At 73.4% G+C, this 20,533-nt stretch carries 17 protein-coding genes and 2 tRNA genes; 10 read left to right on the top strand and 9 right to left on the bottom strand.

All coding sequences use genetic code 11. From position 1 onward, the window contains the following. Positions 1-33: 33 nt before the first annotated feature. From cysK to GXP71_RS03920, 4 genes are all read right to left on the bottom strand, one after another. Complete coding sequence (cysK, locus tag GXP71_RS03905; RefSeq protein ID WP_162351586.1) at positions 34-969, bottom strand: cysteine synthase A; 936 nt, start codon at positions 967-969, stop codon at positions 34-36. A gap of 407 nt (positions 970-1,376) precedes the next feature. Beyond that, positions 1,377-2,018, bottom strand: a complete 642-nt coding sequence (locus GXP71_RS03910) for an SGNH/GDSL hydrolase family protein (RefSeq protein ID WP_162351587.1) — start codon at positions 2,016-2,018, stop codon at positions 1,377-1,379. A gap of 130 nt (positions 2,019-2,148) precedes the next feature. Next, positions 2,149-2,541: a hypothetical protein gene (locus GXP71_RS03915; protein WP_162351588.1), complete on the bottom strand. Its 393-nt coding sequence runs from the start codon at positions 2,539-2,541 to the stop codon at positions 2,149-2,151. 280 nt (positions 2,542-2,821) lie between these two features. After that, complete coding sequence (locus tag GXP71_RS03920) at positions 2,822-3,256, bottom strand: YdeI/OmpD-associated family protein (RefSeq protein ID WP_162351589.1); 435 nt, start codon at positions 3,254-3,256, stop codon at positions 2,822-2,824. A gap of 137 nt (positions 3,257-3,393) precedes the next feature. Between GXP71_RS03920 and GXP71_RS03925 the strand changes: the two genes are divergently transcribed. Continuing rightward, positions 3,394-3,909 carry a gluconokinase gene (locus GXP71_RS03925; RefSeq protein ID WP_202924328.1) on the top strand — a complete coding sequence of 172 codons (516 nt, stop codon included), beginning with the start codon at positions 3,394-3,396 and terminating at the stop codon, positions 3,907-3,909. A gap of 15 nt (positions 3,910-3,924) precedes the next feature. Next, positions 3,925-5,298, top strand: a complete 1,374-nt coding sequence (locus GXP71_RS03930; protein ID WP_162351590.1) for a gluconate:H+ symporter — start codon at positions 3,925-3,927, stop codon at positions 5,296-5,298. 86 nt (positions 5,299-5,384) lie between these two features. Here GXP71_RS03930 and GXP71_RS03935 read toward each other — a convergent pair whose 3' ends face one another. Continuing rightward, positions 5,385-5,801 (bottom strand): CBS domain-containing protein, encoded by a 417-nt coding sequence (locus tag GXP71_RS03935; protein ID WP_124341616.1) that lies wholly within the window; start codon positions 5,799-5,801, stop codon positions 5,385-5,387. 228 nt (positions 5,802-6,029) lie between these two features. Between GXP71_RS03935 and GXP71_RS03940 the strand changes: the two genes are divergently transcribed. After that, the gene (locus tag GXP71_RS03940) at positions 6,030-8,342 is read left to right on the top strand and encodes a family 43 glycosylhydrolase (protein WP_162351591.1); all 2,313 of its coding nucleotides are present in this window, start codon (positions 6,030-6,032) and stop codon (positions 8,340-8,342) included. A 19-nt stretch (positions 8,343-8,361) separates the two neighbouring features. Here GXP71_RS03940 and GXP71_RS03945 read toward each other — a convergent pair whose 3' ends face one another. Together GXP71_RS03945 and GXP71_RS03950 are read right to left on the bottom strand one after the other, a co-directional pair. Then, positions 8,362-9,498 (bottom strand): epoxide hydrolase family protein, encoded by a 1,137-nt coding sequence (locus GXP71_RS03945; RefSeq protein WP_162351592.1) that lies wholly within the window; start codon positions 9,496-9,498, stop codon positions 8,362-8,364. A gap of 52 nt (positions 9,499-9,550) precedes the next feature. Next, positions 9,551-10,339, bottom strand: a complete 789-nt coding sequence (locus GXP71_RS03950) for a hypothetical protein (protein ID WP_162351593.1) — start codon at positions 10,337-10,339, stop codon at positions 9,551-9,553. Between the two features lie 194 nt (positions 10,340-10,533). Between GXP71_RS03950 and GXP71_RS03955 the strand changes: the two genes are divergently transcribed. Continuing rightward, positions 10,534-11,130 (top strand): hypothetical protein, encoded by a 597-nt coding sequence (locus tag GXP71_RS03955; protein WP_162351594.1) that lies wholly within the window; start codon positions 10,534-10,536, stop codon positions 11,128-11,130. Positions 11,131-11,195: 65 nt separating this feature from the next. Here the strand turns inward: GXP71_RS03955 and GXP71_RS03960 are convergent. Continuing rightward, positions 11,196-11,266, bottom strand: a tRNA-Gly gene (locus GXP71_RS03960). 97 nt (positions 11,267-11,363) lie between these two features. On the opposite strand from GXP71_RS03960, the gene GXP71_RS03965 reads away from it, so the two are divergent. From GXP71_RS03965 to clpX, 6 genes are all read left to right on the top strand, one after another. Continuing rightward, positions 11,364-11,437: transfer RNA gene (locus GXP71_RS03965), tRNA-Pro, on the top strand. 153 nt (positions 11,438-11,590) lie between these two features. Then, the gene (locus GXP71_RS03970; RefSeq protein ID WP_162351595.1) at positions 11,591-12,928 is read left to right on the top strand and encodes a glycosyltransferase; all 1,338 of its coding nucleotides are present in this window, start codon (positions 11,591-11,593) and stop codon (positions 12,926-12,928) included. 210 nt (positions 12,929-13,138) lie between these two features. Beyond that, positions 13,139-14,539 carry a trigger factor gene (tig, locus tag GXP71_RS03975; protein ID WP_162354188.1) on the top strand — a complete coding sequence of 467 codons (1,401 nt, stop codon included), beginning with the start codon at positions 13,139-13,141 and terminating at the stop codon, positions 14,537-14,539. Between the two features lie 240 nt (positions 14,540-14,779). Next, positions 14,780-15,397, top strand: coding sequence for an ATP-dependent Clp protease proteolytic subunit (locus GXP71_RS03980; RefSeq protein WP_370520978.1), 618 nt, complete (start codon positions 14,780-14,782; stop codon positions 15,395-15,397). 49 nt (positions 15,398-15,446) lie between these two features. Beyond that, positions 15,447-16,151 carry an ATP-dependent Clp protease proteolytic subunit gene (locus GXP71_RS03985; RefSeq protein ID WP_124341611.1) on the top strand — a complete coding sequence of 235 codons (705 nt, stop codon included), beginning with the start codon at positions 15,447-15,449 and terminating at the stop codon, positions 16,149-16,151. Between the two features lie 236 nt (positions 16,152-16,387). Continuing rightward, a complete protein-coding gene (clpX, locus tag GXP71_RS03990) occupies positions 16,388-17,665 on the top strand; it encodes an ATP-dependent Clp protease ATP-binding subunit ClpX (RefSeq protein WP_124341610.1) in 1,278 nt (425 codons plus the stop codon). 119 nt (positions 17,666-17,784) lie between these two features. On the opposite strand, the gene GXP71_RS03995 is transcribed toward clpX, so the two are convergent. Next, positions 17,785-20,490, bottom strand: a complete 2,706-nt coding sequence (locus GXP71_RS03995) for an HAD-IC family P-type ATPase (protein ID WP_162351596.1) — start codon at positions 20,488-20,490, stop codon at positions 17,785-17,787. Positions 20,491-20,533: the final 43 nt, after the last annotated feature.

The raw sequence follows: 20,533 nt of genomic DNA on the forward strand, positions 1-20,533 counted from the left end.
CGGTCTGAGCGAGGGGAGGGGCGGGGCGCAGGCTCAGTCGAGCAGGTCGGCGTAGAGGATCGTCGACAGGTAGCGCTCGCCGAACGACGGGATGATCGCGACGATCAGCTTGCCCGCGTTCTCGGGACGCTGCGCGAGGAGCTTCGCGGCGTGCAGCGCGGCACCCGACGAGATGCCGACCAGCAGGCCCTCCTCGGCGGCGGCGCGGCGCGCGACCGCGACGGCCGTCTCGGCGTCGACGTCGATGATCTCGTCGTAGACCGACGTGTCGAGGATCTCCGGCACGAAGTTCGCGCCGATGCCCTGGATCTTGTGCGGGCCGGGGGCACCGCCGTTGAGGATCGGCGACTCGGCCGGCTCGACGCCGACGATCTGCACGCCCGGCTTGCGCTCCTTGAGCACCTGGCCGACGCCCGTGATCGTGCCGCCCGTGCCGATGCCCGCGACGAGGATGTCGATCTCGCCGTCCGTGTCCGCCCAGATCTCCTCGGCCGTCGTGCGGCGGTGGATCGCCGGGTTGGCCTCGTTGGCGAACTGCCGCGCCAGGATGGCACCCTCGCGCTCCTTGACGACCTCGTCGGCCTTGTTGACCGCGCCCTTCATGCCCTCCGAGCCCGGCGTGAGGATGAGCTCCGCGCCGAACGCCCGCAGCAGCGCCCGCCGCTCCTTCGACATCGTCTCCGGCATCGTGAGGACGACCTTGTAGCCGCGTGCCGCACCGACGAACGCGAGCGCGATGCCCGTGTTGCCGGACGTGGCCTCGACGATCGTGCCGCCCGGCTTGAGGTCGCCCGACGCCTCGGCCGCGTCGATGATCGCCACGCCGATGCGGTCCTTGACCGAGTTGGCCGGGTTGTAGAACTCGAGCTTGCCGACGACCGTGGCGGGGGCGCCGTCGGTGATCTTGTTGATGCGGACCAGCGGGGTGTTGCCGATCAGCGCGGTCGCGTCGTCGTAGATGCGGGCCATGGTTCCTCTTCGGTCGAGCCGCCCCGTCCGGGTGGGAGCGGCGTGCAGGGGTGGGGGACGAACGTGCGGGTCCGCCGGACCGGGGACGGGGCGCGTCAGGAGGCCGGCGGGGTGGTGCGGCGGGGCGAGCACTGGCGGGGCGGGGCGCACGCCCCGGTCAGGTGATCCTCGCGCGCGAGGGTCGCCAGCGCTCTACCGACAGCGACAGCAGCGCGCGGCCTGCGCGCGGGCGACGGAGGTGGCGGTGCGGGTCTGCACGCTCATCGCTCTCCTCCGGTCGCGGACCGCTCCCCGCGCCTCGACGAGCGCGGGGCCGCCCGACGGGCGACCGCAGTCGCGCCGACGTTATCTCCAAGCCCAGGCCCGCGCAAAGGCCCTCCACCCCTCGGACCGCGCGCCGCCGCTGGTCAGCGCGCGCCCACGCCGACGGCGTCGAGCCACGCCTCCGCGAGCAGGCCGAACCCCGCGGGCGTCGGGTGCACCCCGTCGTACGCCCACGCCGCCGGCGACGTCCGCACCGCCGCGGCCGCGAACAGCCCGTCGGCGGGCACGAGCACCGCACGGTGCTCCGCGGCCAGGCGCCGCACGACCGCGATGCGCGGGTCGAGGTCCTCGCGCCACACGTGCTGGTCCGGGGTCACGGCGACGAGGAACGGCTCGACGAGCACGAACCGCGCGCCGAGCCGGTCGGCGGCCGACGACAGCATCGCGCCGAGGTTGTCCTCGTACTCGTCGGTCGACGTGGGCACGCCGGAGTCGTAGCGCCTCCAGGTGTCGTTGATGCCGACCAGGACGGAGACGACCTGCGGCTCGAGCGCCAGCGCGTCGGGCTCCCAGCGCGCCCGCAGCATCGCCGACGTGTCGCCGCCGACGCCACGGTTGAGGAACTCCAGCGCCAGGTCCGGCCGGCGGGCGCCCGCGAGCGCGGCCACGATCCCCGCGTACCCGTGGCCCAGGCTCGCCGGGTCGGAGCGGTCGCGGCCCCAGTCCGTCACGGAGTCGCCGGTGAGCAGGACCCGGTCGCCCGGGCGCAGGAACGTCGTCGTCACCGGGGCATCCCACCACACGGGGATCGCCGCGCCCGGCCACGACGAGGCGCGCGGCGTCCCGCGTCGGCGGGGGCGGAGACGCCGAGGGCGGCCCACCGCGTGCTGCGGGGGCCGCCCTGGGGAGGGGATGTCAGGACGCCGGGTCGTCCGTGCGGCGCACGTCCAGCGTCACGACCGTGCCGGCGTCGACCTCGCCGGACAGCGGGTCCTGCGCGACGACGACCCACAGCGTCGGGTCGTCGACCGTGCGGCCCTGACCGGTGGAGTCGACGGTCTCGACCGTGAGGCCGCGGGCCTCGAGCGTGTCCTGCGCGGTCGCGAGGAGCAGGTGCGTCTGGTCGATGACCTCGACCTTGCCTGACGCCTCCTCGTCCGAGCCCGAGGTCACCTCGGCGCTCGTGCCGGTCGGCGTCGCGTCGTCGTCGGAGCCGGAGTCCGAGCAGCCGGCGAGGAAGGCCGTCGCGGCGAGCGCGGCCGTCGCGGCGCCGACGACGAGACGGGTGCGGGTGGCGTGCAGCTTCATGGGTCCATCCCCTGGGTGTGTCGCAGGTACAACCGGCGTGAGGGCACGACGACGAGACCCCTCGTCGTGGCGTCCCCCCACGAGTGCGGGCCGCAGCGGCGGCTCGCGAGTCCTTCACGACCGTAGGCCCGACCACCGACACGCGTCTCGTGCATAACGGGCGGGTCAGGACGAATGCCCCGGCCGACGACGTGTGCGTTCGGCCACACCCAGGGCCCCGACCTGCGACGTCGTCGGCGCGCGGGTCCGCCGGCCAGGCCTGGACGGGCCCCGTCCGGCGTCAGCGCAGCGCGTCGACCACCTTCGCGACCCGCCGCTCACGCGTCGTTCGCTGCTTCGCGTCGACGACGCTGCGGACGTGCTCCTTGCGGTGCGACGGCGCCAGCGCGTCGAACGCCGCCCGCAGCCCTGCGGCGTCCAGCGCGGCGGCGAGGTCCTCCGGCAGCTCGACCGTGCGGGGCTGGTCGTCCAGCACGAGCGTCACGTCGTGCTCCTCGTCGCCCGCGACCCCCGAGGCAGCGCGCACCGCGGCCGACACGGGCACCAGGAAGCGGCCGCCCATCGGCGCGACCGTCGAGCGGTACGTGTAGCCGTTGAGCGTCACGACCACCGGCGGCCGCCTGCCCGCCCCCAGCCCGAGGACGAGCTCCTCGGGCACGTCGATGCCGACGTTGTTCGCGCCGGAGCGGATCAGGACGGTGCGGAACGTGGTCACGTCGTCACGGTGGCACACCCCGGCGTGCCGGGCACGCGTCCCGGCCGTCCGGTGCTGCGAGCAGGTGCACGGCGTGCGAGGCTCGACGCGGGCCGTCGAGCGCAGCGGCGGCGCCGGACCGTCGCGAGGGGGCAGCGATGCCGGTCGAGCACGTCGTCGTCATGGGAGTCGCCGGGGCGGGCAAGACGACCGTCGGCCGGCTGCTCGCGGAACGGCTCGCACGCCTCTACGCCGAGGCCGACGAGTTCCACCCGCCCGAGAACGTCGCCAAGATGGCGGCGGGCACCCCGCTGACCGACGACGACCGCGCGCCCTGGCTCGCCGCGATCCGCGACTGGCTCACCGCACGGGCGCGCGCCGGCCAGGACACCGTCGTCACCTGCTCCGCGCTCAAGGTCGCCTACCGGGACGTCCTGCGGGACGCCGAGGGGCGGGTCCGCTTCCTGCACCTCTCCGGCCCGGGCGAGCTGATCGCCGACCGCATGGCCCACCGCGCCGGCCACTTCATGCCGACCTCGCTGCTCCCGTCGCAGCTCGCGACGCTCGAGCCGCTCACCGACGCCGAGGACGGCGTCACGGTCGTCGTGGACGTCCCGCCCGCCGACGTCGTCGAACGCGCGCTGCGCGCGCTCCACCCGGCCGAACCCTTCTGACCCCAGGGAGGCACCGTGCTCCACGCGCTCCTCACCGCCGCACCCGAGGGCGTCAGCGACGTCCGGCTCGTCGTCGCCGCGGTCGTCGGCATCGCCGTCATCGTCGTGCTCATCGTCTGGGCGAAGCTGCACCCGTTCCTGGCGCTCACCATCGGCTCCGGCGTCCTCGCCGTCGTCGCGGGCATCGCCTACCCGGACGCGTTCGCGAGCTTCGTCAAAGGCGTGGGGGAGACGGTCGCCGGGGTCGGCCTGCTCATCGCGCTCGGCGCCATCATCGGCAAGCTGCTCGTGGACAGCGGCGGCGCCGACGAGATCGTCGACACGATCCTCGCGCGGACCCCGACCGGTCGGCTGCCGTGGGCGATGGCGCTCATCGCGTTCGTCATCGGCATCCCGCTGTTCTTCGAGGTCGGCGTCGTCCTGCTCATCCCCGTCGTCATGCTCGTCGCGCGACGGTCCCGCGTGCCGCTGATCCTCGTCGGCATCCCCGCGCTCGCGGGCCTGTCCGCGCTGCACGGGCTCGTCCCGCCGCACCCCGGTCCGCTCATCGCGATCGACGCGCTCGGCGCCGACCTCGGGCTCACCCTCGGGCTCGGTCTGCTCGTCGCGGTCCCGACCGTGATCATCAGCGGCCCGCTCCTCGCGCGCCCCATGGCCCGGTGGGTCCCGATCGAGGCACCCGAACGCTTCCTCGGCGAGGCCGAGCGCGACGACGAGCACCGCCGCCCCGCGTTCGCGACCGCCCTCACCGTCGTGCTGCTGCCCGTCGTCCTCATGCTCGCGCGCACCGTCGTCGAGGCCGCGGGCGCCGAGGAGAGCGGCGCCGGGCGTGCGCTCGCGTTCCTCGGCACACCGCTGGTCGCGCTGCTCGTCACGTCCCTCGTCGCGCTCGTGCTGCTCGGCACCGCGCTCGGCCGCACCCGCCAGCAGGTCAGCACGCTCGTCGACAAGTCGTTCGCGCCCATCGCGTCGATCCTGCTCATCGTCGCCGCGGGCGGCGGGTTCAAGGCGACGCTCGTGGACTCCGGTGTCGGCGACGTCATCGCGAACGCGCTCGCCGACGCGCCCATCTCGCCGCTGCTCGCCGGCTGGCTCGTCGCCGTGCTGATCCGCCTCGCCACTGGGTCCGCGACCGTCGCGACGATCACCGCGGCGGGCATCGTCGCGCCGCTCGCCGCCGACCTCACGCCCACGCACGTCGCGCTGCTCGTCCTCGCGATCGGGGCCGGGTCCGTGTTCCTCAGCCACGTCAACGACGCCGGCTTCTGGCTGGTCAAGGAGTACTTCCGCATGACCGTCGGCCAGACGTTCAAGACGTGGTCCCTGATGGAGACCGTGCTGTCGGTGACCGGGCTGATCCTGGTCCTGCTGCTGAGCCTCGTGCTGTAGGCGCCGACGGCGCGCGGCGGGAGCGGCCGGGGCAGTCGTGCACCCGCGGTCCCTCCCGCCGCGCGGCGCGGCCGACGAGGTGCCGGTCAGTCGTTCGGCGGGGCCTCCGAGATGTCGGCGAGGGCCGAGTCCGGGTCGAGGTCGACCGCCAGGTCGCCGATGCTGACGATGCCGACGGCCTGGTCGCCGTCGACCACGGGCACGCGCCGGACGGCCCGCTCGCGCATGAGGCGGACGACCTCGTCGACGTCGTCGTCGGGTCCGACGGTCACCACGTCGCCCGTCGCGAGCTGGCCGACGGGCGCGTCGAGGCCGATGCCCTGGGCGAGGCCGCGGACCACGAGGTCGCGGTCGGTGACGATGCCGACGACGGCGCCGTCCTCCGCGACGACCAGCGACCCGACGTCCTGCGTGGCCATGGTCTGCGCGACCGCGTGCAGCGTGTCCGTGACCTCGACGACCGTCGGGTGCGGCGTCATGAATGCGGAGACCGTGCGAGTCATGGGTTCCTCCTCGTCGGTGGACGCCCCGGGCGCACGCCGCGCCCGAGGACGCGGCGGGGTCTGCACCGCGGTCCTACCGTCGGCCACGTCCAGCGACGACGCATCTCGAGACGCCGGTGCCGGCATCGTCGCGCCCGGTCGGGCGCGGTCCGACGCTCCCGGTCGCCGGGTCGTCGACCCCGGGGTAGAACGGATGTCCAGCCCATCGACGACGATCGGCAGGACCCTGTGCGCCCCTCCGCCTCGCTCACCGTGACCCTCGCCCTCACGCTCGCTCTGGCCGCCGCGGCGGCGCCGAGCACCGGCGCAGCACCCGACCACGACGGTGCGGCATGGAGCGCGTCGAGGTACGGGAACCCCGTGAGCGCCGGCTTCGCGGACACGTTCGCCGACCCCGCGGTGGTGCGCGGCAAGGACGGCTGGTGGTACGCGTACGGCACGACCGACCCGCTGCGCGAGGGCGAGGGCACGCGGCACCTGATCCCGACCGCGCGCTCGACCGACCTGGTGTCGTGGGAGTACGTCGGCGACGCGTTCAGCGAGGACGCGCTGCCCGTGTGGGCCGACAGGAGCCGGGGCGCGGCGCTCTGGGCGCCCGACGTCCGGTACGTCGACGGGCAGTACCGCATGTACTACGTCGTGACCGAGACGACCGTGACCGACGAGCCGAACGACAGCGCGATCGGTGTCGCGACCGCCCTGACGCCGACCGGCCCCTGGACGCCGACGGCCGAGCCGGTGGTCGGGCCGCGGCACGGCGCCGGGGGAGCGGGCGACTTCCTGTGGACCTTCGACCCGTCGCACGTCGTCGCGCCCGACGGCACGGAGCACCTCTTCTACGGCTCGTACTACGGCGGGATCTGGACGGTGCCGCTGTCGGCGGACGGCACGCGGGCCGCCGGCGAGCCGGTGCAGGTGGCGATCGACAACAAGTACGAGGGCGCGTACGTCGTCCAGCGCGACGGCTGGTGGTACCTGTTCGCGTCGTCCGCCAACTGCTGCGCCGGGCCGACGACCGGGTACAGCGTGCACGTCGGCCGGTCGCGCGACCTGGCGGGCCCGTACGTCGACCGCGAGGGCGTGCCGCTCCTGCAGTCGCGCGCCGGCGGGACGCCGGTGGTCGCGCCGAACGGGAACCGGTGGGTCGGGACCGGTCACAACGCGGTCGTCACGGACCTCGCGGGCCAGGACTGGCTCGCGTACCACGCGATCGACCGCGACGACCCGTTCCTCGACGGCACGGACGGCATCAACGAGCGGCCGATGCTCCTCGACCGGCTCGACTGGGTCGACGGCTGGCCGACCGTGCGCGGCGGCGCGTGGGCGTCCGACGACCAGCAGCGCGCACCGGTCACCGACGGCCGCACGGCCACGACCTTCGCCGACGGCCTCTCGCGCGCATGGTCCACGACGGGGACCTGGGCCGACGCCGACGAGCCCGACGCGGGACGGCACCTCCGGTCGGACGGCCGCGCGACGGTCGTCTCCCGGTCCGCGGTCGGGAAGGACGCGCGCGTCGAGGCCGACGTCCGCGTCGACGCGGGCGTCACGGCGTCGACGTCGCTCGCCCTGACCGCCCGCACGGGTACCGTCACCGCGACGCTCGACCCGGCGACGCGCACGCTCGTCGTCGCGCGGACGGACCGCAGCCGGACCGTGGACCGCGCGTCGGCGCCGGTCCCGGAGACGGCGGACCTCACGACGTGGCACGCGATGGCGCTCACGGTGCGCGGCGGCGTCGCGCGCGCCGAGCTCACGCACGCACGGCTGGGCGACCCGCTCGCGACGGTGGCTCTCGACGTGCGGCACCACGCCGTGCCAGGCGCTCGCGGCGGAGTGGTCGCGGCCGGTGCAGGGGTGCACGTCGACAACCTCAGCGCGCTGCCCGCCTCCCGCCCGGCCACCCGGACCGTCGCTGTGCCGCGGCCCGGCGTGCTCCTGACGGGCCTGAGCGACGAGTTCGACGGGACGACCCTCGACGACGGCTGGCGCACGGTCCGGGAGCCGCGGGTGACCGTCGCGGACGGGGTGCTGACCTGGCCCACCGAGGCGGCGGACCTCGTCGGCCCGACGAACGACGCCGGCGTGCTCCTGCGCGACGTGCCCGAGACCGACTGGGTCGCCGAGACGCGCCTGACCACCGACCTCGGCACGGACACCGTCCGGAACTACCAGCAGGGCGGGCTGGTCGTGTACGTCGACGACGACCTCTGGGCACGCCTCTCGCACGTCGCGATCTGGAACACGCGCCAGACCGAGTACGGCACCGAGCGTCCGTACGCCGGACGCCTCTCCTACGGCGGGACGATCGTCGGCCCGCCCGCGGAGACGACGTGGCTGCGGCTCGTCCACCGGACCGACCGCACGGGAGAGCACGACGTGCAGGCCTTCACGAGCACCGACGGTCGCACGTGGGTCGCGGGCGGCGTCTGGACGTTCCCCGCCGGCTCGGACCTCCAGGTCGGGCTCGTGTCGCACGGCGGGGCCGGCGCGACGAACCAGTTCGACTACCTGCGGGTGTCCCGCCTCGCACGCGGGTGACCGCGCGGGTGACGCGGGCTCAGGTCGCCGCGCGCAGCGGTCGGAAGAAGTCGCGGAGCTCCTGCGCGTAGCGCTCCGGGGTCTCGAACGGGGCGAAGTGCCCACCGGCGGGCGGCTCGGTCACGGAGACGACGTTCGCGACGCGGTCGAGCCACTCCCGAGGCGGTCGCAGGATGTCGCCCGGGAAGAGCGAGAACCCCGACGGCACCTCGACGCGGCGCGCGTGCTGCGCGCGGGGGATTCCGGCGTTCGCGTGGTACATGCGCATCGACGAGCCGATGGTGCCGGTGAACCACAGGGTGCTGAGCAGCGTGAGGACCTCGTCGTCGGTGAACGCCTCGATGCCGGTGCGCGGGTCGCTCCAGGCGTGCAGCTTCTCGACGACCCAGGCCGCCAGCCCGGCGGGCGAGTCGGTGAGGCCCACCGCCTGCGTCAGCGGCTTGGTGCGGTGGACCGCGCCGTAGGCGCCCTCGGCCGCACGCCACCGGTCCACGTCCGCGAACCAGTCGCGCTCCACGGGGGACAGGTCGGCGACGTCGCCGGTGAGGACCGGGAGGCCGGCGTCCATGCGGTGGACGCCCACGAGGTGCTCGGGGTGGTCGAGCGCGAGGAAGCGCGTCACGGCGCTGCCGATGTCGCCGCCCGCGGCGCCGTACCGGTCGTAGCCGAGCACATCCATCAGGTCCGCCCACACCCCGGCGACCGCGACCGAGTCGAGGACGACGTCCGGCGGGAGCACCGAGTGCCCGAACCCGGGCATGTCGGGGACGACCACGTCGAACGCGTCGTCCGGGTCGGCGCCGTGGGCGCCGGGGTCCGTGAGCGGCCCCACGACCTTGGAGTACCGCCACGACGAGTCCGGCCAGCCGTGCGTGAGCACGAGCGGTAGCGCCGCCGGCGCCCCGGGCGCCCGGACCGCGCGCACGTGGACGAAGCTGACCTCGACGCCGCGCACCCGCACGCGGAAGCGCGGCACGAGCGCCTGCTCGGCCTCCCGCGCCGGCCAGTCGAAGCCGTCCGCCCAGTAGGCGACCAGGTGTCGCAGGTACTCCTGGTCGGTGCCGAGCGACCAGCCCGCACCGCTCGGCGCCGCGGGCCAGCGCGTCGCGCGCAGGCGCGTGCGCAGGTCGTCCCACGCCTCGCGGGAGGTGGTCACGTCGTGCCGCTGCGGCGACGGCGTCCCGCTCGTCGCGCGGTCGACCGGTGGCCTACTGGACACGGAAGTCGAAGGCGTCCGGCTGACGGTGCCCGTACTTGTCGCGCAGGAAGTTGCCGCTCGTGCTCAGGTCCGCCGTCAGGCGACGCTGCCGGCTCGCGTCGAGGGTGTCGGCCTGGGCCGCGAGGATCCGCAGCTGCTCGGTCAGCTCCTCGACGGGGGTGCGCCCGTCGGGCTGGCGCTCGTGCACCCTGCTCGGCGGGATCGCGAGGTAGCTCGTGAGCACGGAGGGCAGGTACTGCCGCACCATCGCGTCGAGCTCGTACTCGAACCGCGCGTCCCGGGACGGCTCACGCTGCTCGGACGCGATCACGGCGTCCAGCACGTCGCAGAGCCGCAGGACCGTCCGGTGCGTGTCGCCGGGCAGTCGCCGCCTGTCCCGGTCGGCGCGCTCGCGGACCCGGGCGACCACGGAGGGCAGGTCCTCCGCCCCCTCGACAGGAGCCGGGTGCGGGGAGCGGGTCGTCGAGACGACGGTCGCGGTCCCCAGCACGTCGCGCTTCCACCACCGGGGACGCGCCGGCAGCCACAGGTCGCGCAGGTGCCAGGAGCGGACGCCCGAGGCGCCCATCGCGGTGAGCGCGAGCAGGACGCGCAGGCCCCAGGGGGCGTCGAGCACGAACGCCGCCGCGGAGAAGGCCCCGGCGTAGAGCAGCCCCTCGAGAGACGTCCGGAGGTTCTTGCGCACGGCGCCGATGACGAGCACCAGGTAGGCGAGCAGGGGCAGGAAGGCGAGGACAGCCATCACCTTCACGACGTTGCCGAGCGTCAGCCGCGACATGAGCCCTCCTCGAGCACCCGGTGTCCGGTCCGATCATCTCAGACGCCGCTCGGAAAGCGCCGCGAGAGTCCGAACGTCTCCCGAGCGGGGAGCGAAGGACGCGGTGAGGGGTGCGCGACGCCGCCGCTGCGGCGGACGGGTGACGCTCCTAAGCCGCGCCCCGAGGGGCGGTCCACCACTCCTATGGTCTGCGCATGCGCGACGAGCAGCTGTTCGACGAGGTCGACGAGTGGGTCAGGGCGGGCGAGCTGGACGAGGCGTGCGAGCGCCTCGCCGACAGGCTCCACGCGACAGGTGTCGACGGGTTCACTCGGGCTGCGCGCGGGGGGTTCACCAACCCGTCCGACGAGGTGCGGCGCTGGCTGCAGCGGTGCGCCGCGCTCCTGACCGAGAGCGAGGGCGAATACCCCGCGCTCTACACCGAGATGAACGGCTACACGATCAACCCCGACCACTGGTCGGCCTCGCTCGAGGCGTGGTCGTCGCCGATCGACGACTTCGACAGCCTGGACGACGGGCCGGCCGACATCCCGTTGCACTATCGGGAGGACCTGACCCTGCGCGGGTGGGCGTCCATGCAGGGCTCGTTCGAGCGCTACGTCGGCGAGCACGCACCGAGGTCCGCCGAGGTCGATGCCGCGCGGGACATCGCCGACCTGCTGGTGCACGTCTCGTTCCTGCGGCTGATCCGAGACGCCTGGCTCGCCGGTCCGATCGACGGCATCTCGGTGCCGCTCGCGGTGACGACGCACGACTCCGAGCTCGGGATCGTGCTGCAGCCGTCGACGTGACGGGCCGCGTGCCGGCGAGCGTCGTCGCCGCGGTGGTGGCGTGGCAGCAGCGGCTCGCGTGACGGAGCGGACGACGGGAATCGAACCCGCGTAGCCAGTTTGGAAGACTGGGGCTCTACCATTGAGCTACGTCCGCACAGGTCCGGCAGGCCGGACCGCGGCACCCAGGGTACCGGGTGCCCAGGAGCGGATCGTGCACCCCACCCGGCCACCCGGCCGTTCCGGGGTGCGCACGGGATGTGGCGCAGGTTGGTAGCGCGTCCGCTTTGGGAGCGGAAGGTCGTGGGTTCGAATCCCGCCATCCCGACCTCGTTCACCCGGGGACCGACGTCGACGTCGGTGTCGACGACGCGTGCGAGCGACCCGGTGCCTCGGACCCGGCGTATCAGGAACCGCGTCCGCGGCCCCTGAGTCGACGGGCCGGACGGACCGGCCGCCGACGAACCCCCGGAGCCCCCGCATGAGCCGGATCCTGTTCTCCCTCACGCCGATCACCGGCCACGTCCGCCCCGCTCTGCCCGTCGTGCGCGCGCTCGTGGACGCCGGTCACGACGTGGTCGTCCACACCGGCACGAAGTTCGCGTCCGCGGTCGCGGCGACCGGCGCCACCGCGGCCCCCGTGGTGCACGGCCGCGACCTCGACGACGCCGAGCTCGACACCTGGTCCGCGGCGCACGGCGCGCCCGAGCCGGGTGTGAAGCGCCTCCAGTGGGACGTCCTGCACCACTTCCTCGGGCCCGTGCCGGGCGACCTCGCCGACCTCGAGGCGGTCGTCGTGGACTGGCGTCCGGACGTCGTCGTCACCGACACCACGGGCATCGCGGGTGCGCTCCTCGCGCGCCGGCACGGCATCCCGTCGGTCCAGCTGACCGTCACGCCGTTGCCCGTGTCGAGCCGCGACACCGCGCCGTTCGGCACCGGCCTCCAACCGCCCCGCACAGGGCTCCAGGCGCTGCGCTACCGCCTGCTCGACGCGTTCATCAAGCGGGTCGTGTTCAAGGACGCCCAACGGAAGGCGCTCGCGCTCGTCGACGACGCGGGGGTCGAGCGCCCCGCCGGGTTCTTCCTCGACTGGATGCCGACGTTCGCGACCCGCGTGCTGCACCTGTCGGTCCCGTCGCTCGAGTACCCGCGCAGCGACCTCCCCGCGAACGTCGAGACGGTCGGCGCGGTGCTGCCGCGCGGCGTCGACCTGTTCGAGCCGCCGGTGTGGTGGCGCGACGTCCTCGCCGCGAAGGCCGACGGCCGGCCCGTCGTGCTGGTCACGCAGGGCACCGTCGCGACCGACCCGTCGCGGCTGCTGTACCCGGCGGTCGAGGCGCTCACGGGCACGCGAGCGCTCGTCGTCCTCACGACGGGCACCGCCGAGCCGGAGGACGTCTTCGCGGACGAGCTGCCCGCGAACGTGCGGGCCGCGCGCTTCGTGCCGTTCGAGCAGCTCCTGCCCCTCGTCGACGTGATGGTGACGAACGGCGGTTTCGGGGGAGTGCAGCAGGCGCTCGCGGCCGGCGTCCCGCTCGTCGTCGCCGGTCGGACGGAGGACAAGGCGGAGGTCGGGGCGCGCGTCGCGTGGGCGGGGGTCGGCGTCGCGCTGCGGACCGACCCGACGACCGACGCGACGACGACGCAGGCCGTGGCCGACGGGGTCCGACGCGTGCTCGAGGAGCCGTCGTTCGCGCGCCGGGCGCAGGAGCTCGCGGCCGAGTACGCGCGGTACGACGCCGTGGCGCGCGTCGTCGAGGTCGTCGAGGGTCTCGCGGGGGAGCAGGCGAGCGCGACGGAGGCAGCCGCGGCCTGAGCCTGCGCCCTGTCCGGGCGGGGGCACGGGCCGCCGTCGGAGGCGTGAGGAGCGCCCCCGGCGGTCCCGCGCCCACGGGCGGCTTTGGCGGCGGCTCGTCGCGGTGACGTACCATCGAGGGTCGCGTGCGCGTGCCGGCAGGCAGCGCCGCCCGAACCGTCCGGCGCCGCACTCGCCGGTACCCACCCGAATCAGTTGGAGACCATCGAAGTGAAGAGCGCCGTCGAGACCCTGGACCCGACCAAGGTCAAGCTGACCGTCGAGGTGACCTACGACGAGCTCAAGCCGAGCATCGAGCACGCGTACCAGCACATCGCCGAGCAGGTCAACGTGCCGGGCTTCCGCAAGGGCAAGGTGCCCCCGCGCATCATCGACCAGCGCGTCGGTCGTCCGGCCGTCATCGAGCACGCCGTCAACGAGGGCCTGTCCGGCTTCTACGCCGAGGCCGTCCGCGACAACAAGCTGCGCCCGCTCGGTCAGCCCGAGGTCGAGGTCACCAAGGTCCCCGGCCTCGTCGCCGGCGAGGACCAGGGCGAGCTGCACTTCACCGCCGAGGTCGAGGTCCGCCCCGAGATCGCCGTCCCGGCGCTCGACGGCCTGACGCTGACCGTCGACGACGTCGAGGTCTCCGACGAGGACGTGCAGGGCCGTCTCGACGCGCTGCGCGAGCGCTTCGGCACGCTTGTCGGCGTCGACCGCCCGGCCGCCGAGGGCGACTTCGTCGTGCTCGACCTGACCGCCACGATCAACGGCGACGAGGTCGACTCGGTCTCCGGCGTGAGCTACCAGATCGGCTCGGGCAACATGCTCGAGGGCCTCGACGAGGCGCTCACCGGCCTGTCCGCGGGCGAGACGACGACGTTCGTCACGAGCCTCGCGGGCGGCGAGCACGCGGGCGAGGAGGCGCAGGTCTCGGTCACCGCGACGAACGTCAAGGAGCGCCAGCTCCCCGACGCCGACGACGACTTCGCGCAGCTCGCCTCGGAGTTCGACACGCTCGACGAGCTCACGGCCGACCTGCGCGAGCAGGCGTCGCGCATCAAGGCGTCGAACCAGGCCGTCCAGGCCCGCGACCTGCTGCTCGAGAAGCTCCTCGAGGGCACCGAGATCCCGGTGCCGCAGGGCGTCGTCGACGCCGAGGTGCACCGTCACCTCGAGGGCGAGGGCCGCCTGGAGGACGACGAGCACCGTGCCGAGGTCGGCGAGCAGGCGACGACCGCGCTGCGCAACCAGATCCTCCTCGACACGCTCGCCGAGCAGCTCGAGATCAAGATCAGCCAGCAGGAGCTGCTCGACTACCTCGTGAGCGCGTCGCGCCAGTACGGCATGGACCCGAACACGTTCATCCAGACCGTCGACCAGCAGGGTCAGATCCCGGCGATGGTCGCCGAGGTCGCCCGCTCCAAGGCCCTCGCCGTGGCGCTGCGCCGCGTCGCGGTGACCGACGGGGCCGGCACGGCCGTCGACCTGTCGGAGTTCATCGGCACGGACGAGGAGGACGCCGCCGCCGACGCCGCCGAGCAGGCTGCCGCGGGCGCGTCCACCGACGCCGCGACCGACATCTCCGGGATCGCCGACGCGCCGGTCGAGGCCGAGGACGCCAAGGCCTGATCCGCCGTCCGGGCGACCGGACGCACCCGTCGAGGGCCCCGCACCGCAGGTCGGTGCGGGGCCCTCGCCGTCGGGGCTGCGCCGACAGCGAAACCCCCGGCCACGGGGCCCTGACCGGCGCCTCGTGCGCGTTAGGGTCGCAGCAGCGCACGGCCGGCAGGGGACGTCCCGACGGCCCGGTGCAGCACCACCCGCAGGACAGTGCGTCGAAGGACGCGAACGCCAGACGAAGGAGCCTTCGTGAACGTGCAGGTGCCGGCGATGGCCCGGGCAGACTCCCCGGGACTCGGCCTCAACGACTCCATCTACAACCGACTGCTCCGTGAGCGCATCATCTGGCTGGGCTCCGAGGTCCGCGACGAGAACGCGAACGCGATCTGCGCGCAGATGATGCTGCTGGCCGCCGAGGACCCCGACAAGGACATCTGGCTGTACATCAACTCGCCGGGTGGCTCGATCACGGCGGGCATGGCGATCTACGACACCATGCAGTACATCCAGCCGGACGTCGCGACGATCGCGATGGGCATGGCCGCGTCGATGGGGCAGTTCCTGCTCTCGTCGGGTGCCAAGGGCAAGCGCTACGCCACGCCGCACGCGCGCGTCATGATGCACCAGCCCTCGGGCGGCATCGGCGGTACGGCGACCGACGTGCGCATCAACGCCCAGCTGATCCTCCACATGAAGACGGTGCTCGCCGAGCTGACGGCCGAGCAGACCGGCAAGAGCGTGGAGCAGATCAACTCCGACGCGGACCGCGACCGCTGGTTCACGGCGCCCGAGGCCCTCGAGTACGGCTTCATCGACCACGTCGTCGAGACGGCGGGGTCCGTCGCGGGCGGCGGCGGCACCGCCTGAGCGGCGCCCCGACCCGACGACCCTTCCGCGACCTTCTGAGGAGACCCTCGTGAGCATCGAGTCCCAGTTCATCGCCCGTGCGGGCCGGCTCGCCGGTCCGGGCGGCCAGGCCCCGCAGGGCCCCGTCGGCCGCTACGTGCTGCCGCAGTTCGAGGAGCGCACGGCCTACGGGTTCAAGCGCCAGGACCCCTACACCAAGCTGTTCGAGGACCGGATCATCTTCCTCGGCGTGCAGGTGGACGACGCGTCGGCGGACGACGTCATGGCCCAGCTGCTCGTGCTCGAGAGCACGGACCCGGACCGCGACATCACGCTGTACATCAACTCGCCCGGCGGCTCGTTCACGGCGCTGACGGCCATCTACGACACGATGCAGTACATCAAGCCGCAGCTCGTGACGGTCTGCCTCGGGCAGGCGGCGTCGGCGGCGGCCGTGCTGCTCGCGGCGGGCTCGCCCGGCAAGCGTCTGGCGCTGCCCAACGCACGGGTGCTGATCCACCAGCCCGCGATGGAGGGCGGCGGCTACGCGCAGGCCTCCGACATCGAGATCCACGCCAACGAGCTCATCCGCATGCGCGAGTGGCTCGAGCAGACGATCGCGCACCACACGGGCCGCGACATCGAGCTCGTCCGCAAGGACATCGAGCGCGACAAGATCCTCACCGCGCAGCAGGCGCTGGAGTACGGGATCGTCGACCAGGTGCTCGAGAGCCGCAAGGGCGCGCACCCGACGGTCGTGCAGCCGACCGCCTGACACCCGACGGACGCCGCCGCGACCACCCGGTCCGGCGGCGTCCCGGTGGGGGACGCAGGTCCCGACGGTCGGACAATCCGGACGACCGTCCGAGGGACACGCCGCGCGCCACGGCGGGGTTCGGCTGACATCGGGCCCCGCGTGGTGTGCAATGGGAGGACGTCGCACCCGCGGGTGCGACGGGGACGACGCACCGCCCGACGGGCGGAGGGCGGACACGGAGGAAGGGGACACACGTGGCTCGAATCGGGGACGGAGCCGATCTCCTCAAGTGCTCGTTCTGCGGGAAGTCCCAGAAGCAGGTGAAGAAGCTCATCGCGGGCCCCGGCGTGTACATCTGCGACGAGTGCATCGAGCTGTGCAACGAGATCATCGAGGAAGAGCTCGCCGAGGCCACCGAGGTCGGCATGGTCGAGCTGCCCAAGCCGAAGGAGATCTTCGACTTCCTCGAGCAGTACATCATCGGCCAGGAGTCCGCGAAGCGGGCGCTGTCGGTCTCGGTGTACAACCACTACAAGCGCGTCCAGGCCGGTGAGCTGGGACGCAGCTCGGACGACCACGTCGAGATCGCGAAGTCGAACATCCTGCTGGTCGGCCCCACGGGCACCGGCAAGACGTACCTCGCGCAGACGCTGGCCCGCATGCTCAACGTCCCGTTCGCGATCGCCGACGCGACCGCGCTGACGGAGGCCGGCTACGTCGGCGAGGACGTCGAGAACATCCTCCTCAAGCTCATCCAGGCCGCCGACTACGACGTCAAGAAGGCCGAGCAGGGGATCATCTACATCGACGAGATCGACAAGATCGCCCGCAAGAGCGAGAACCCGTCGATCACGCGCGACGTCTCCGGCGAGGGCGTCCAGCAGGCGCTGCTCAAGATCATCGAGGGCACGACCGCCTCGGTCCCGCCGCAGGGCGGTCGCAAGCACCCGCACCAGGAGTTCATCCAGATCGACACGACGAACGTCCTGTTCATCGTGGCCGGCGCGTTCTCCGGGCTGGACGACATCATCGCCGCCCGTGCCCGCAAGCGCGTCGTCGGCTTCGGCGCCCCGCTGCTCGAGTCGCACGACGAGGGCGACCTGTTCGCCGAGGTCCGTCCTGAGGACCTGCAGAAGTACGGGCTCATCCCCGAGTTCATCGGGCGTCTGCCCGTCGTCGCCGCCGTGTCGCGGCTCGACCAGAGCGCGCTCGTGCGGATCCTGTCCGAGCCGCGCAACGCGCTCGTCAAGCAGTACCAGCGGATGTTCGAGATCGACGGCGTCGAGCTCGAGTTCGAGGACGAGGCCGTCGCCGCGATCGCCGACCAGGCGCTCCTGCGCGGGACCGGCGCGCGCGGTCTGCGGGCGATCATGGAGGAGGTCCTCCAGCAGGTCATGTTCGAGGTGCCGAGCCGCGACGACGTCGCCCGGGTCGTCATCACGCAGGACGTCGTCCTGGACAACGTGAACCCGACGCTCGTGCCGCGCGAGACGCCGCGCGACAAGCGGACCCCGCGCGAGAAGAGCGCCTGAGCCGCCGACGCGCGCACAGCACCACCCGAGCCCCCGACGGTCGCCGTCGGGGGCTCGGCCGTCTCGTGCCCGGTCTCGGTGGTGCGGCGCGCCTCTGACGAGCCCGCGAGGGGACCGGGTCAGCGCGCCGAAGGGCGGCGGCTGAGCGCCTTGACGGCCTCGACGAGCACCAGCACGACGACCGCGATCACCGCCGTGAGCGCCCAGTCGCGCGGCGCGATGGGCGCCGACTCGAACCAGTCGTGCATGAACGGGGCGTAGACGAACACCACCTGCAGCGCGAGGAGCGTGCCCACGGCGATCCACACGACCCTGTTCCCGACGAGCACCCGCGGCGTCAGGCTCGACGCGTGCAGGAACCGGCACGAGAACAGGAACGCGACCTGCCCGAGCGCGAGCATGGTGACCGCACTGGTCTGCGCGACGCCGTCGGTCGCCCCGAGGTCCTTCTCGACGAGGTAGACGCCGAGCGTCGCGCCGCCGATGAGCAGCGACGCGCACACGACGAGCACGAGCGAGCGCCCGGACAGGACGGACTCGGACGGTGAGCGTGGCGGCCGGTCCATGACACCGGCCTCGGCGGGCTCGTAGGCGAGCGCGAGCGACAGCGTCACGGCCGTGACGAGGTTGACCCAGAGGATCTGGACGGGGGACAGGGGCAGCGCGAGGCCGAACAGCACGGCGACGAGGATCACGAGCGACTGCGCGCCGTTCGTCGGCAGCAGGAAGACGACGGACTTGCGGATGTTGTCGTAGATCCGCCGCCCTTCCTCGACGGCCCGCTCGATCGTCGCGAAGTTGTCGTCCGCGAGGACGATCTCGGCGGCCTCCTTCGTCGCCTCGGTGCCCTTGATCCCCATGGCGATGCCGACGTCGGCGCGGGTCAGTGCGGGCGCGTCGTTCACGCCGTCGCCGGTCATCGCGACGACCTCGCGGTGCGACTGCAGGGCGCGCACGATGCGGATCTTGTGCTCGGGGCTCGTGCGTGCGTACACGTCGACGTCCTCGACGTGCACCCGCAGCGCTTCCTGGCTCATCGCCTCGAGCTCGGCGCCCGTCAGCGCGCGCACCTCCTCGCCGGGGCGGACGATGCCGAGCTCGCGCGCGATCGCGACCGCCGTGCCCGCGTGGTCGCCGGTGATCATCTTCACGGAGATGCCGGCACGGTGGCAGTCCGCGATGGCCGCGACTGCCTCCGGACGGGGCGGGTCGACGATGCCGACGACACCGAGCAGGACGAGGTCGTGCAGGTCGTCGAGGTCGAGCGTGGACGCGCCGGGGTCGGCGGGTCGTGCCGCGGCCGCGAGCACGCGCAGGCCCTGGCCGCCGAGCTCGTCGATGGTCGCCTCCCACCGGGCGACGTCGAGGGGCTCGGGCCGCCCGTCGGGTCCGCGCTGCGCGGTCGAGCGGTCGAGCAGACGGTCGGGCGCGCCGAGCACGTGGACGCGGAGCACGTCGTCACCCGGGAGCCGGTCGAGGGTCGCGGACAGCTTGTTCGCCGACTCGAACGGCACCTCGGCCAGGCGCGACGCGTCGCCGACGTCCGCACCGGACTTCAGTGCGAGCGTCGTGAGCGCCCCCTCGGTCGGCTGCCCGACGACACGCCAGTGCCCGGCCTCGTCGGCAACGACGCGCGCGTCGTTGCAGAGCGCCGCGGCCTCGACGAGCGCACGCAGGTCGGGGTGGTCTGCGAGGCGCGCCGTCGCGCCGTCGCGCGTGACCCGGCCCGTCGGTTCGTAGCCCAGGCCCTCGACGTCGTACGTGCGCTCCGCGGTGACCACGGTGCGCGCCGTCATCTCGTTCCTCGTCAGCGTCCCGGTCTTGTCCGAGCAGATCGTGGTGACGGACCCCAGCACCTCGACCGCGGGCAGCTTGCGGGTGATCGCGTGGCGGCGCGCCATCTGCTGCACACCCAGCGCGAGCGTGATCGTGACGAGCGCCGGCAGCCCTTCCGGCACGGCCGCGACGGCGAACCCGATCGCAGCCGAGATGAGCTCGGGCGGGTCCCAGTCGTGGATGACCCGGCCGATGACGAGCATGAGCGCGGCCATCACGAGGATGCCGCGCGACAGCAGCGTCCCGAGCCGGTTGAGCTGCTGCTTGAGGGGCGTGTCGAGGTGGTCGACGTCCGCGACGAGCGCCTGGATGCGGCCGATCTCGGTGCTCGCGCCGGTCGCCGTCACGACCGCGGTCGCCGTGCCTGCGGCGACGATCGTGCCGCTGAACAGCATGCTCGACCGGTCGCCCACGCCCGCGTCCGCCCCGACCGCCGCGACGTCCTTGACCGCGGGCACCGACTCGCCGGTCAGCGCCGACTCGTCGACCTGGAGGTTCGTCTCGTCCAGCAGGCGCGCGTCCGCCGGCACCTTGTCACCGGACCGCACGCGCACCACGTCGCCCGGCACGAGGCTCTCCGCAGCGACCGTCGACCAGTGCCCGTCGCGCAGCGCCGTGGCGTCGAGCGAGAGCATCGTGCGGATCCCGTCGAGCGCGCGCTCCGCCTGGCCCTCCTGGAGGAACCCGACGACCGCGTTCGCGACGGCGACGACGAGGATGACCGTGAAGTCCACCCAGTCGCCCAGGAACGCCTTGAGGACGGCCGCGGCGAGCAGGATGTAGATGAGGACGTCGTCGAAGTGCTGGAGGAAGCGCACCACTGGGTGCGCCTTCGCCGGCTCCGGCAGGCGATTCGGGCCGGTCTCGGCGAGGCGTCGCTCGGCGTCGGCCGCCGTCAGGCCGTGCGCGTCCGTGTCGAGCGAGGCGAGCACGTCGCCGGGCGGCAGCGCGTACGGACGCGGGTCGGGCAGGGTCGACGCAAGGCTCATGTCGTCACCTCGGGCATCGTGGCCGTTGCCCGCATCGTGGCAC

Origin of the sequence: Cellulomonas sp. H30R-01 (assembly GCF_010119915.1) — a bacterium.
Classification (GTDB): Bacteria; Actinomycetota; Actinomycetes; order Actinomycetales; family Cellulomonadaceae; genus Cellulomonas; species Cellulomonas algicola.